Annotated in this window: 11 protein-coding genes and 1 pseudogene; all 12 read right to left on the bottom strand. The window is 36.9% G+C overall.

What is annotated here, in order from left to right; genetic code table 11:
- Positions 1-63 precede the first annotated feature (63 nt).
- Positions 64-1116, bottom strand: a complete 1053-nt coding sequence (gene pseI, locus JW799_RS04575; protein ID WP_205428810.1) for a pseudaminic acid synthase — start codon at positions 1114-1116, stop codon at positions 64-66.
- A gap of 365 nt (positions 1117-1481) precedes the next feature.
- Positions 1482-2081 (bottom strand): class I SAM-dependent methyltransferase, encoded by a 600-nt coding sequence (locus JW799_RS04580; RefSeq protein ID WP_205428812.1) that lies wholly within the window; start codon positions 2079-2081, stop codon positions 1482-1484.
- Positions 2082-2113: 32 nt separating this feature from the next.
- Entirely contained in the window at positions 2114-3154 is a 1041-nt protein-coding gene (locus JW799_RS04585) for an acyltransferase (protein ID WP_205428814.1), read from the bottom strand.
- Between the two features lie 35 nt (positions 3155-3189).
- Complete coding sequence (locus JW799_RS04590) at positions 3190-4299, bottom strand: hypothetical protein (RefSeq protein ID WP_205428816.1); 1110 nt, start codon at positions 4297-4299, stop codon at positions 3190-3192.
- A 2-nt stretch (positions 4300-4301) separates the two neighbouring features.
- On the bottom strand, positions 4302-5243 hold the full coding sequence (locus JW799_RS04595) for an ATP-grasp domain-containing protein (RefSeq protein WP_205428817.1): 942 nt from the start codon (positions 5241-5243) through the stop codon (positions 4302-4304).
- Positions 5243-6295 carry a polysaccharide pyruvyl transferase family protein gene (locus tag JW799_RS04600; protein ID WP_205428818.1) on the bottom strand — a complete coding sequence of 351 codons (1053 nt, stop codon included), beginning with the start codon at positions 6293-6295 and terminating at the stop codon, positions 5243-5245. Before JW799_RS04600 ends, JW799_RS04595 begins: the two co-directional genes overlap by 1 nt.
- Positions 6296-6324: 29 nt before the next feature.
- Positions 6325-6621 (bottom strand): annotated as a pseudogene (locus JW799_RS29950) (CatB-related O-acetyltransferase); the annotation flags it as partial.
- A gap of 655 nt (positions 6622-7276) precedes the next feature.
- Positions 7277-9616 (bottom strand): polysaccharide pyruvyl transferase family protein, encoded by a 2340-nt coding sequence (locus JW799_RS04610; RefSeq protein WP_205428819.1) that lies wholly within the window; start codon positions 9614-9616, stop codon positions 7277-7279.
- Between the two features lie 13 nt (positions 9617-9629).
- Positions 9630-10643: a 6-hydroxymethylpterin diphosphokinase MptE-like protein gene (locus JW799_RS04615; RefSeq protein ID WP_205428820.1), complete on the bottom strand. Its 1014-nt coding sequence runs from the start codon at positions 10641-10643 to the stop codon at positions 9630-9632.
- 18 nt (positions 10644-10661) lie between these two features.
- Positions 10662-11855, bottom strand: coding sequence for an N-acylneuraminate cytidylyltransferase (locus tag JW799_RS04620; RefSeq protein WP_205428821.1), 1194 nt, complete (start codon positions 11853-11855; stop codon positions 10662-10664).
- Positions 11815-12690, bottom strand: coding sequence for an N-acetylneuraminate synthase family protein (locus JW799_RS04625; RefSeq protein ID WP_205428822.1), 876 nt, complete (start codon positions 12688-12690; stop codon positions 11815-11817). Before JW799_RS04625 ends, JW799_RS04620 begins: the two co-directional genes overlap by 41 nt.
- 30 nt (positions 12691-12720) lie before the next feature.
- Positions 12721-15042, bottom strand: coding sequence for a hypothetical protein (locus JW799_RS04630; protein WP_205428823.1), 2322 nt, complete (start codon positions 15040-15042; stop codon positions 12721-12723).
- Positions 15043-15079 lie beyond the last annotated feature (37 nt).

Here is a 15079-nt window from a genome sequence, read left to right on the forward strand (position 1 = left end):
AAAATCGTATAGCTTTAACCCATTATAACGCAAAGAACGCCATCATGGCGTCCCGCTAAATCTTTATATCAGATCCCAATCGACAGGGGTTCCGTATTTAACATCCTGTTTTACGACTCGGCCCAGAATTGTTTCGTAGTATTTAGGAGACAGCCCGGCGCCCGGACGAATGGCGCGGACATTGTCTGGAGTCAATACATCGCCGGCTTTCAAATCCTTAACGATGTAGAGGGAACGGCGATGTTTCAAGGAAGGCTTTTCGGCTGCCGTCGGACCGTATTGAATTTGCCCGATGCTCTGCCAAGCTTTTGCGGATTCTTCCACTAAAGCTCTCATTTCGTGCGGCTCCATCGAGAACGCCGAATCTACGCCTCCTTCCGCCCTTGAGAGAGTAAAGTGCTTTTCGATCACCGTCCCTCCCAGCGCCACGCTCGCAACGCTGACTCCAATTCCCATCGTGTGGTCGGAGATGCCGACTTGACAGTCAAACAATTGGCCCAAATGCGGCATCGTTGCCAGATTGGAGTTTTCTGGGGTAGCCGGATAAGTACTTGTGCACTTCAATAAAACCAGATTGTTGCAGCCGGCTTCGCGTGCCGCTCTTACCGTCTCATCCAACTCGGCTATCGTCGCCATACCGGTAGAGATAATTAGCGGCTTCCCAGTTCGGGCGGCCCTTCGGATTAAAGGGAGATCCGTATTTTCAAATGATGCGATCTTATAAGCGGGCGCATTCAAACTCTCCAGAAAATCCACCGCACTTTCGTCGAACGGCGTGCTGAACGGAATAATTCCGCGTTCGCGGCAACGCTTGAAGATCGGTTCATGCCACTCCCAAGGCGTATACGCTTGCTGGTAGAGTTTATAAAGCGACTCGCCCTTCCATAGGCTCGCCGGATCCTCGATAAAGAAATCGCCTTCGCCGATATCGAGCGTCATCGTATCGGCCGTGTAGGTTTGGAGCTTCAGGGCATCGACCCCCGCATCCGCTGCAGCGTCTACAATTGCTAATGCACGGTCCAACGATTGATTATGGTTGCCGGACATTTCAGCGATGACGAAAGGCTTTTGGTCTGGACCGATTGGTCTTCCGGCGATGTTGAATTCTTGAGGCATGTGAAATACTCCTTTCAACTGTTAAATCTAACATTAACGTTTGACTGCGAACATAAAGACGGAGCGCCCCATTTCGAGTTGAGCCAGAGATTCATAGAGTTTAGATAGTTTCCCCCAGCGACCTGTTTGTGCGAATGCCTGATGAAATTGTTGGACGAATGGTCCAACTTTTTGAAGATCGTCTTCATTTGAATAATAATTTATTCCTCCGAGCAAAAGAAACTCGAGAGGAAAATTAGTCGTCCTGTACATTTCATCAAATCCACACCTTTCAAGCAATTGACTTAGGGATGAAAAGGTGAAGTAATTAATATGATCCGGTTTAACGACCCAGTGTAATTTCTCTTTGTAATATCCTTGATAGGCTAATTGTCCGTCACTAAAATCATTGGGAACACAAATACGGATAACCCCCCTGGAGCCATTGCCTTGTGTACTTTTTCAAGAAGACTTACAGGGTCCGCAATGTGTTCTAATACGAACTGAATATTTACAAATGAAAGGTCTTTAAAACCAATTTCATCAATTTCTTCCGCAAAGCGTTCGCAGACACTGATTCCAAATCGACTTAAATAATAAGCAGCATCTTTATTAGGTTCCAGAACGTTTGTTTCCCATCCGGCAATCTGAAAGTACTTTGCAAGTAAGTCATTGCCACAACCAATATCAAGCATGCGAAAGGAACTGGAACATGATCTATGCAATAGGTTTATTACTTTATTATATATATATTTATATGAACTATTCTGCAAAACTTGCTCCGTTTTCTTCTCTACATATGATTCTGTTACTGTACCATAATCAAATGGCTTTATTTCCGAAAAATAACTCAACTTGTAAAATTCCTCAATATCATTCTTGGTTGGAATTGGATACAAATGAATAAATCCACAGGTCTTGCAATCGATGATTTTAATTTTGTCCTTTTCCCACATTCGATCATGTTCATGATAAATTTTACTCATTGATTTATAGTCTCCAATTCATCATAAAATCTCTATTCAATAGTTAAATCGGTAAAATTCCAATACTGTTTATCTGAAGAGTACTTTGAAGCAAATTCATAATGCATTTGCGTCAAGTCTGTTTTATCCCATGCAATATCACGTTTAATTATGCGTGCAGGAATCCCAGCCGCTATGCAATTGTTTGGAATACGGGTTTTTACGACGGCACTGTGTCCAACAATGCTACCATTACTTATGTTGGAGCCGGATAAAAGTACAGCACGATCAGCCAACCAAACATGATCTCCAATTTTTATTGATTTACTTTTATTTATTCGCTCACCATTTTTTACATTATAAATCGGGTGATAGTCATGGGTGCTTATCATATTGTTTGATGCGAACATACAATCATGTCCAACTTCAACAGATGTATCTTCTGCTGTAGTAATGCAACAGTTATTTGTTACCCAAAGATGGTTACCAATGTTTACAGTACAGTTTGAACCAATAAAAATCTTTCCTCTATATTGAGAACATTCCCCTACCATACATACCCCATCATTCGACAGAAAGACGATAGTGCAGTCTCTTAAAATGGTGTTTTTTCCAATTATGACTTTGTTATTTACTCCTTTAAAAATAATTTTACTATTAACAGCTTGAAAGCGACCAAAAATATGATTATTATACTGATCAGAATATTCGTTTAGTTCTTCGCCAATAGAAGAACAAATACATCTAATATTTTTAATGGTACCGATGTATACAAAGTCTCTTTCTGCTTCGATGTACCCTAGATCGTTTAGTTTATTCTTAACCTCATCATAGAAATGTGTCATAGCTACAATGACAAAAGTTGTTTTATTTTTTCCGGAAATATACTGCGGATTCCTCACTACTTTTCCAAACTTCAGGGAACCTGATATCTCTATTGAACTATCGATTACTGTACGACAATATAAACCTAATTCGTTCAAAACTTCAGAAACTATTTCTCCATGTGTGCCTCCTCCCCAAATTACAATTTCTCTAGCATGAATTTGATTTTTTAACTGGCTCAGTTTTTCTTTTATATATTCTTTATTCATGTTTGTTCGCTCCTAAGTCAGAAGAGAAAGCTCAATTAAAGTCTCCAATCTATCAAACTCTCCACTGCACTGACCTCAAAAGTGGGAATTCCAAGCTCCAAGGATACTTTTTTCCGTTCAGAATATGCGTCATCAATAAAAATTGCACGCTTCTTCTTCATATGTCGGCATTTTTCATCAGATTGTTTGAGCCAAATAATCGTTTCGAATAAAGCCGAAATCCCGTACTTTTCCAAGGTCTCTTTCAAATTATATCGGTGTTTTGTAATAAGATGGACTCTTTTTCCTTTATTACGACACTGGAAAAGAAAGGCCATCATTATTGGGTTTACTTGCCCACGGATAAGGATAGTTTCATCCAAATCCATATAAACATCGTCATATTCATAATCCAATTGGTATCTCCAAGCCGTTAATTTCTGCCTTTTCATAGAAAAATGATCCAAATTCACTTCAATCTCGTGACCAATGTGGTCAAATACGCTAAGGGCAGCAAGATTAACTCCTTTCATTCGACAAGCCGACATGGAAGGAACAATACCTGGAATGATTTTTAAACCAGTTAACTTACCATTTTCTAAAAAACAAACTTGAAACGACCAAGGCCCTCTTAATCTAAGGCTTGAATTAATTGCATATGCAATAGTATGAATTCGATTTATAATTTCTACCGATTGCAGTTGCTCTTCAATATTGGATATAAACCTCAATTGATATTTTCCATCAGTTAAACAATATATTAACGACTGTTTTAAATCGTCTTTTCCATATAATTGAAGAAATTCTTTAAACATGGCATTGGTTTTTTCGTTATTTAAGCAATGAACTATCGTTTGGTATTCTGGAGCAATGACTTCAGCTTTTAAAGCAAGCCGATGGAAAGCCAAAAGAGTCAACGCTTCGGGACTTGCAGGAAAGATTATATTTATACTATGCCTTATTATTAGTTCGTTCATTTGTTCAACAAACGTATCCTCATTCATATTTAAGTTGCCAATGTAATTCACGAAAATAAATTGGCCGCTCTCATCCGGGCAATTAGAGTCTCCAACACCAAACAAATGAAAATGAATAATTTTACCGAGTGCAAGATTTATTTCTAAAGCGGCTTCTGTATTGGCGGGAAAAACTAATACGTTCGTCAAGATCATTCACTACCTTTATCATTTACAAATACTGCCTCATCATACCGCAACATCTTTAAACCCGCTTGATAAGGATACAAATTTTCATACTGTTGATACCCTGTTTTTAAAAAGTCTGCATAAGGTACCCCTGAATGGATCGTTAAAGGAACTCCGCCACCGAATCTTGGGTTAATTTCAATAAAGTAAAACAGCCCTGTCGTTCTCTCTTTTATTCCTTGTAGAGTAACAGGGCCACTTAATTGAAGCTGCCGTAAAAGTTGTAGCGTTTGTTCCGTTAAAGCAACATCACGAATCGTAACCGATTTGCTAACTTCTCCCGAGCGAACTTCCAATCTCTTTCTGGGGACGATTGACAAAACTCGGCCATTATCAGCTACGAAAGCATCAATGCTATATTCTTGACCCTCAATATATCTTTGAATTATGGGGTCATAAACTTTATTCCAAACAAACGATGCATCACTTTTATTTGTTATGTATACATCTTTGCTTCCCATTCCTGTTTTGGGTTTAACCACCCATTTAGAGTTCCCATCTATACGTTCGTAAGAGTCATAAGTGTCGGGAGTAAGAATTTTACTATTCCTTAGATATTGGTATAATGTGAACTTATTCAAACATACTTGCAATTTTTCAACATCTGATACAACGATTCGTGTACCCACCTCTTGAAATTCTTTTTTAAGGAACGCTAGTTTTACCAGTTCCGGCTCGAACAACGGAATTAAGCAATTTACTTGTTCGAGCTTACATATCTCTAGCAATTGCTCAAGGTATCCTTGATCATCAGATTTGGGTACTTTATATATTTGAGGGACTATGTTCCTTGTTGCACATTCATCCGGATTAGCATCCGCGCCTATAACTTCCCATCCATGCTCAATAAAATGCCTTGCAAGCTGAACTCTTCTTCCAATGGAAGTGAAGAGGACTTTTTCCATTAATATCCCCCTGCTATTTTCAATCCGTTCTTTTCCGCAAATTGCTCAAATTTCAAATAAAGACTCTTATAATGCTTATTGAAGTCACTATAATCAGCCATATCATACAATTCTTGTGCAGTCAAATTAAAGTCAAATTCTCCAATGTCTATAAAAGGAAACTTGAAATATTCACACATTTCTCTTGTCCTTGCATCTATTGTAATAAAAAGTGAGGGGACACCCTCCAATAGAGGTATAACATTTCCATGAAAGCGGCCACCAAATGAAAAATCAAGGGTATTGCAATAGCTCCTCCATTCCCCAATGTTAAAAAACATTTTAGAGTATTCTTTTAAATAGACTTGCAATTTATCATTAAAATTTGAATCCGCCTTGGTTATATGTTCAACCCAGAGTGCATTAGTCTGCTCAATAAATTCAAATTGATTTTTCATTATAAACTCAAAAAAATCCTTAACTTTTTGCAGCTCCATATTTCTATTTGGCCAAGGCGTAATCCCAGATGCTATTTTAGCATTCTTATTTATTTGATCCTTTTTATAAATTTTAAAATCGGAATCCAACTTGTGGAATAACGAGGGACATCCAATAACTTCTATGTTTTTAACGCCATTTGAACTCAAAACATTCGCAGTATATTCACCTCTACAAGCGATAATGGCCTGTTCATTTATTTCTTTTAGCCATGTTAAAGTTGTGGGGTGGTATTTGAAATCTTTCTTGTATTTTGCCGTTTGTGTACCAACGCTGATAGGAATAAATTTTTTCCCTTTCTCGATTATTTTTCTAAAACAATTATAAAAATAAGGGTCAATTGGCTTATCTTCAATTATCCATGAAAGATTCCCTACGATGTATGTATCAAATTTGTCTTCCAAAAGAGCACTATTTAATTCTGTATAATGAATTTGAGTAGCATTGAATATTTCTCTTAAAGCTGAAATGTATGCAATATTCCCTGTATTTCCACCTACTGATTTAAGCTTTTCGTCAATGGAGTCTAAAGGATTGAAAGATCTGCATTCGGTTAATAAAGCAACCCTGGTCATTTCTTTTCCCCTTACTTTGGATATTAATTTCATAAACTATTTTTATATTCTTCAAAAAATAATTTAGGTTCCTTGAATAACTTGTGGTTTTCTACAATTTTTTCATCTTCCCAATCCCACCACTGTACTTTATTTAAAATTGCTATTTGTTCTTCATTGAACCGGAATTTGATTACTTTAGCGGGGACTCCGACTACAATAGCATAATCAGGGATATCTTTTGTTACAACCGCTCCCGCCCCAATAATAGCTCCATTCCCAATATTTACTCCGGGTAAAATAATGACGCCAGTGCCGATCCAAACATCGTTACCAATAACGACATTGCGATTATTGGATATCTTAAAAATATCCAATATACTTTGTCCATATTGATCCAACAAGCCTACAGGCACCTTATCTAATGTAACCACATCTTTATTATGATAAAGAAAAGGGTGGGTTGATAGTAAAGCTGTAGGGTGATTGCGGTATCCAATATAAGTATGATAGTTTATAGAGCAGAAAGCTCCTACACTCTTCAGTAAAGTTGTTGGAGTACAATGTTTTTCTGCTCCATATGTGTATTTTCCAATTTCAACTCCATTAAAAACTCGTTTCCTTCTAGTTACATCATTAGGAGATGATTTAGTATCATTTATATCCCCGAACAAAGGAATAAAGTGAGTGTCCGCTATAAAACCTAAATCTTCTAACTGCCCAATAATTTGATTGGTATGCGTGCTTGATATTAAAATAAATAATCGGTCTTTGGACAAAGATAGAAGGTATTCTGGTTTCATTACTTTCAATCCATGTAGGTTTTCTCCCCACTTTTCTGCATTATTGTCTGTAAAGAAGGCAGGTTCATAGTTCAATATTCTCAATGCAGAATACGTTAATTTCCCACCTTTACCCACACCAAAAATTACTATTTCTTTTTTTTTAAGGTTTTCGTCATGATCAATTAACTTTTCGATCAAACGATTCAGCATAAATTAACTATCTCCCTGTATTATTGTCAATTATGTTTTTTATTTTTTGAATATTTTTGTTTGTAATGCTCCATAAATCACTTTGAATCCTATTTATTTCAAGGTTTAATTCATCGAAACTAGAAGCTTCTACAAAACGAATAAAATTTTGCTCCATATCTGGAGAATGTACATCTACTCCCCACTCTGGATGTCCAATATCCTCCAAAAAGTACTTCAATTTATCATGACTAATTAAAGAAAAAATCGGCTTGCCTAACCCAAAAGGAACCATTTGTGCATGACCTCTCATACCAATTGACAAATCAACTTCAGAATAATATTCAATAACCTTATCTGGGGGAGCTTGATTTAAATTAACCTCTTCTATCTCCAAGTTATAACGCTTAAACCAAAGGCGGCTTTGTTCATCCAGATGATGATGGTGAAATAATTTAACGTTCCAATTATTCTCTATAAGGTAATGAGTAATTCTTATTACTTTTTTTATTACGTCGGTATAGTCCCTGCCGAATCTTAGAAATGGACGATCCATTGCAATGTTTATAGCAGCTTTTTTACTAATTGATTGATTTTGAATTGGATCTAAATATTTTATAAGCGTTGTTGGGCATGGTTGATATTCGATTTTATTCCAATGTTTTTGCGGTACGTATTCTTTAAGGGCTTTTATGCTACCGCTATTTCTGATTCCAAAAAATACGCTTTTCTCGATTAATGTTTGTATATTTTTATAAAAGACCGGCAAGAAATCAGATTGTCCTCTAAACCTATTATATCCTGCCGCAAAAACAATAATAGGAACTTCAATTTTTTTTAGAAGTTCAGTTGGACAAGGCCACTGCCAACCGGATTTCTCGTTGGGATTAGTATCCGCTAAAAAAAGGCCACCTCCGCCAATTATAAGAGCATCCAATTTATTGATACTTTCAATGGTTTTTTCTGTGACTGCCTCGTGAATATTAAATAATTTAAACTCACAATTTCTAAAATGTGATTGAAACACTTTCCTTACATATGGAAACAAAAGAGTATCTCCAGCATTAGTATTTAAGTGATATCCTACGTGACCAAACTTATACGTTGCTGGGTAATTTGTAGGTAAAACTGCTATTTTTTCAGCATTCTTTTTTAAAGGACTTTTTGCCTGACCTACAATATTCTTTATTCTTTGGGCGTTTTTAAAATTGATTATTTGAAGGTTACGCACATCAGTTAAAGTTGATTTTTTTCCTAAAACCCACAGAAAACCCAAGCTGTTATATCCTGAGCTCACTACATTAAATCCGGATTTAAGTAAATAGGACTTTAAAACTTCTTCTGAAAAGGTATTAACATGAACATCCCAAAAAAAGTCATCCATTGGAGTGTGCATATTATCAATTCCAGGACACTCAATGAAAATGTATCCATCTTCTTTTAAAAATCGTTTGACTCGAGTAAGAAAGTCAAAAGGACTCTGTACATGTTCAATAACTTGAAAAGAGCAAACTAAATCCGCGTAGTTAGCTGGTATTGGGGTATTTTCCAGCATCGAATTCTTAACCGATATATTATATCTCTCCATTGAAGAATTAGCATATTCCTTATCCGGTTCGACACCCAAAGTCTCCCAGCCCACTATACTCATTATATTAAGGAAGCTTCCTGTTCCAGAACCAATCTCGATAACCTTTTTTATTCTACTATCGTATATTTCAGTCGGCAGTAGTGTTTCTATTAGTTTAAATCGTTCATATGCCTGAGACTCACAAAATTTGAACTTTTCATCATCCGGTCTTTCACTTTTTCTTGCTTTTTTTGAAAATTCACCATTCAAATATAGTTCCTCATGCTGATGTATTGTTAACCTTGGGTATGTAAATACCGCACCACAATTCAAACAAATATAGTTAAATAAAATTTTGCGATTTCTTCCTTTATCATAAAGCAACTCAAAACTAGATTCCCCACATAAATCGCAGATATGACTTTTTATGTCTATGTCGAATTTTTCTTTTAACTCTTTAACCTTCATACAGGTAAAATCGTAAATTCCGCTTTCTATCATATCCCAGTTCATAATTATTTCCGGCATTTTAGGCATTTCTTTTACCTGTAGAAGAATTTCATCAAAAAATGAGCTTAAAATAAGGAGTCCTACTTCACTTTTCTCTATCTCATTTAAAATCGAAGGACTATAAATTAATTTACCATCCAATTTTTGTCCCCAGTTATTTGAGTTATTGTCGATAAAGCAGTAAGGGTTTAAATTGATCTTACCCTTACACTTTTGATAAAAATCCCCTGTGCCCCAAACTATAATTTTCTTATTTTTAAGATCAGGAAAAATCTTTTGCAACTCCACAATAAATTCTCCTTTAATATAGAATTTCATCTAAATTGACTCGAGGGAAAATGTCCAACTCAGTTGAACGCGATGCGTTATACATCTCTACTTTTCCACTCAAAAATTGGTGTGCATACAGCAGCACTTGATAATGTTTGTTTAGATCAGGGTAATAGCACACTTCACCATTATTATGATATTCCGAATGAAAGTGCGTCTTATGTTTACCTTCTTGATGATAATATACTAATTGATCCCCAGGCGGAGTAGGAGGTAATCCTTGATAATTAAAGTCTAGACCAAGAAAATAAATTTTTTTAATTCCCATATAATAAGCTAGTTGGATATTAAAAAAGGTAACTGTTCCGCCAGTAAAAATTTCCTTTGAAATATCTTCAGAAAATCTTTGGGATCCCCGATTGGAACCAAAAAAGTTGTTCTCTTTTAACCAGTAGGCCTCAACCATATCACCTAAAGTTCGAAAAAGTTCTTTTGGAAAAAATTTAACAGCCCTAATATTTCGTATCGTACTTTTTTTATTTTTTGCAGCCATGTCGTCGGTTATTGTATAGTACTGGGGTCTCCAATTTGTTTCTTGAAATGCAACATGTATGCTGTTTGAAGCAAATGTAATTTCATTTTGTAGCAGCTCCAAGTCATTAATTGTAAGGCTAGGACCATTACCAATAATGAACGCTCTTTTGCCTTCATGAATATTTTTAAACTTGGAGACATCTTTATAGATTGCTCTAAAAAAATTTTCGTTATGCATTTCGCTAATTTCAAAATAATGAACACCGGCAATTAAGCCATAAGAATTAAGTTGTTCGGATATCTCAAGAACGTACATACTTGCAATGATCACAATCAAGTTATTTTTGTCCTCGTTCAGCAGCGAGTCAGGATTCTTCACCAATGCTCCGTTATGAATAATTCCCCATTTATTTTTATCGTTGTCAACATAATAGTTGGGAGATATTGAAGCAATATAATGTTCAAGGCTTAGTTTTCCGGTGCCAAACACGATAACTTTTTTAGAATTCATGGAGTTTCGGAACACCACCTATCTTGCTCTTTCTTTAATCAACAAATCGCAAACTTCCCTGACACAGCCCTTACCGCCTTCGGTTTTACAAATATACTTCGCATATTTTCGGACCTCTTCGTGGCTATCTGACGGCGCGGCTGAGAAACTCGAAAGTTGGATACACTCCAAATCATTAATATCATCCCCGATGTATGCGGTTGAATTAAAGGAATATTCAGGGTGATTTTTGAAAAAATGCTCCAGAAACATCTTTTTATCTGTAATCCCCATAAAAATATAATCGGCTTTGAGCTTTTCTCCTCTTCTTTTCACCAATTCAATGTTTTCTGACGTCAACAGCATAACGTGAATTCCGGCAGCCCGAATCAATTCGATTCCTTTGCCGTCTCGAGTATTGAACTTCTTTAATTCTTGTCCGTCGGAAGAATAATACATACCGGCATCCGTCAACACCCCATCGACATCGGAAATAAGCAACTTAATGTGACTTAACGATTGAAGTTTCCCGCGTTTAAGTTTAAGCTGTTCTGCAATTATCCAATCCGCCAGATCATCGATTTCAAAATACGTTTCTTCATGCATTTCATATGCTGTTATTTCTCCCGAAATCCTGCACTTTGACTTTAACAACCGATCTTTCGTCGTCATGTAGAAGGCACCGTTCTCTACCAAAAAACCATCCCATTGCTGCCTTAACGGTCTATTGGAGGGATTATAATTGACAGGTATAGCAAGGTTATCTTCCTGTTTCCACAAAAATCTTTTTTGACGTACGACAGATACTAGAGAATCAACTTTACTTTCATAATACTTTTGAATAGCTTGCGTTAAATCCTCGCTTTCCAATAATGGCGAAGTAGCTTGAATTAGAACGATTTTATCGAAGTCGTATTGTTCTGCAAACTCAAGCATACCGTACTCTGTGGAAGCAGTATCTGTAGCGGACTCTTCGCTTCGACTGATAACCGAGACTTTGGGTAAGACAAAGCTTTTTACGACCTGTTCAATTTGTTCATTCTCCGTTGCTACAAAGACTTTGCCAATAATTTCGCACTCGACAGCCGCTTTAACAACCCAGTAAACCAAAGGCATTCCGCAAAACAGTTTAATATTTTTATTTGGGATTCCTTTGCTTCCGCCTCTTACCGGTATATATGCAACAATTTTTTCACACTTTTCTTTTAAGTTTGTTTCGCTGTACTTTTTCAACGTCAAGTAGATCCTCCCGTTTATAAGTTAAAGCTTTATTCACGTTTCGGATATCTCTCACAAGCCGTCTCATGCCATCGGGCTCCAAACTTGCCGCATGATCTGTTCCTTTCCAAGTACGATCAAGCGTAAAGTGACGTTCAAAATATTTGGCTCCTAAAGTTAATGCTGCAATGTCGGCAGCTATTCCTAGATGATGACCGGAAAACCCAATGCTTTTTACTTTAGATTCATATCTATCTCTTAATCTTTGAATATCAAGCAAAGATAAATCCTCAAACGAAACGGGGTATCCCGATACGCATGAGTAAATGACCAGACTATCAAGTCTTCCAAGATTATTAAAGAAGGCAATTACTTGCTCTTCCTCTTCCGGTGTTGTCATCCCAAATGATAGGTGAACATCGCCCGAATATCTTTCCAGAAGCACCCCTAGCATATCAAAATCAAGGTTGCACGCCGACGGGATTTTTATGAACTTTGGATTTAAATCAGCCACCTCAATAGCGGATGTTACGTCCCATACGGATGAACTATACTCAATTCCATTAGTCTTGCATTCATGAACAAGTTCCTCGTGCTGCTCTATAGTTAGCTCAAGAAATTCCCTGTGTTCTCCGTAACTCGAACCATAAGCGTGTTGAGGATTCGGATGGGGAGCATTGTATTCGTCAGATGAAAGAAGTTCTTTGGGGTTCCTTTTTTGGAACTTAACGGCATCAACTTTGCAATAATGTGCTGCTACTTTTATCATTTCTTTTGCAATATTTAAATCCCCTTTATGGTTGCATCCGATTTCCGCAATGACATAGGGTTGTACTTTTTGGTAATCCATTATGTAGCACCTCTTCTATTCGTCATCAATTCAAACCGCCACGATCTTTAAATCAAGTTTCATTTTTTGGCTCAGGTTCTTCAGGTCTCTTATAATTTCCGAAGTATAAGCAAATGAAGCAACGGCCACTGTTCTTACCTTTAATTTTAGAGCATCGTCTAAGGACAAGACTGGAATTCCGTTCTTGTTTGATCCCCATAGACTTTCATTTTTATCTATAAAGCACTTAACCTTGATAATCGTTCCGTTCAGAATATCCGCGAGCTCATCTCCCATTTGCCCGGCTCCATAAATCATAATTTCGCATTCGCCATCTTCAAGTAACTTCAGCGCCAAATTTGCCATAAAGGCTCGAGAGTTTTTAGCGTCTCCTTGTTTAAATAAACTTATTTTCGAGTAATGTGGAAATGCACGCTCAACTACTCCGGCAGGCCAAACGAGCAAACTCGTTCTTCGTTTTTGAACAAAGGATGTAATACCCTCGGTTCTTACTTGATTTTCTAAGTGGGATGGGCAAAAAATGCCGTAAGAATGGCCTTCATCAAAAAGATTCTCATGTTCAAGATTGCCAAGTTCTACTGCCTCTTGATAAGTCGGGTATTCCATAAATCTCGACAAGATCCAAATTAGCTTTTCTTTTTGGTTCAAAATACGTTCTAGAATCCATGGTTTTTCTTTTTGCAGATTTAAAAAAAGCGATTGAAAAAATACGATGCCCTGCTGACAGAGCTCCTTAGCTTTTTGATTATTAGTATGAACGTTTTGTTCTAAAATTGGGACAACTTTGGAAGAATGCTCTTTTTTATATCCAATCGTGCTTCCCACGTTCTCGGTAATAAGTTCATCAATAATTCCCGGCATCCAATTTTTTGAACGATAGATTTTCCCGTTTATTCCCGCATTACATAATAATCCTCTCAATTGCGAGCCCTTTAAAATTCGATCCAACGTCATTTCATTGGCCATCGTCATTAAATGGATACCTTTGGGATATCCTTTTCCTCTTAAATGCTGATCCAATGAAAACTGAATGGTCCCGGCATGCCCAATATCATAAGTAATATAAGGCTCATTTAGATCAAAGTTCCCAATCAGATACTTCAATAGTAAATCCGATTCGGATTCCTGAATTCGTTTTAACCTTTCCATTAAATCGGGGCTTAACAAATAATTCGTAATTACCTGTTTCAGGGTCTTTCCATTTCCAAAATTAGTCTTCTCCGATTGACCTAATGTAACGTCAGAATAGTCTTCAAAAATATTGGATATTTTCAACCTTCTAAACAAAGCTTCTACCGTCATCCAAGAGACGTTCAATAATGACTGTAGCGTGTCCTTATTTATTTCCTTTATGGAAGGCAGGAAGGTAGATCTTCTCGATACATAAAGGGGTTTGACTTTAATACCTTTAATACCTCTATGCTCCAGAGAACGATTGATCAAATTAGTATGAAATTCCCCCCCTCTCATTAAAGGGTAGATATTACGAATCCTCTCTTTCAATGCCGAATCTATAACCCATTCAATACTCACTATTTCTATAGGGCCTAATATAGCTGCCCCAAATTCAAACCAAAAGCGTTCTTCTTTTGAAAATGCTCCCGACATATTCCATGCAAGTTTACGTAAAGAAAAGAGCTCGGGGATAAGCTCGTTCAGCCGCTGTCTTTCCAGTTCAAAGCTGCTATTTCGATCTTCCTTCCCATAGTAGTGGATCGCATCTATTCCGAATTTTTTGCAATTAAGCACGTCGGTTTTATAATTATCTCCGATGTGTACGATTGCCTTTTTATCGATATAAGGATATTTTTTCAACAAGACGGTAAATAACATTCCTTGATTCCATTTTGTAAGCCGGTGTTCGCTTGATACGATAATCTCCTTTACGATCTCACAGTTAAAACCTACATGTTTCAAAAGCTCCTCGAGTTGAGCTGCAGAGTAGTACATATCCGATAGCAAAATAATAGAAATACCGTTGGAATGGCAATATTGAAGAAAAGACGCTACGCTCGGGTTTAGAAATAAGCACTTTTTCTCAACCTCAAGTTCAATTTCCATTAACCGGGCTTTGTCGCCGTAGTGCTCAGGAATTTGATTATATATTTCAATAAAATTAACTTCCGTCTGCAATACTCTACGAGCTTCACGATCTGCAGCCATTCTGATTAATTTAAATTCTTCCGCTGAAACGGCGGGATTTAAAACTTTTCGGCGCAATGCTTCTTCCGCAACATGAAAAAAAACGTCTTCGGGATGAATTGTTGTCCTTAACATTAAAGTATCAAAAATATCGCAACTCAAAAGTTTTATGTTTTTTTCCTTTAGTTGCAATAGGTTTTTATCTCTCATCCATAAGAAGTCATTCACCAATCTCACCTACTGTTTG

The sequence above is a fragment of the Cohnella algarum genome (assembly GCF_016937515.1).
GTDB classification, from domain to species: Bacteria; Bacillota; Bacilli; order Paenibacillales; family Paenibacillaceae; genus Cohnella; species Cohnella algarum.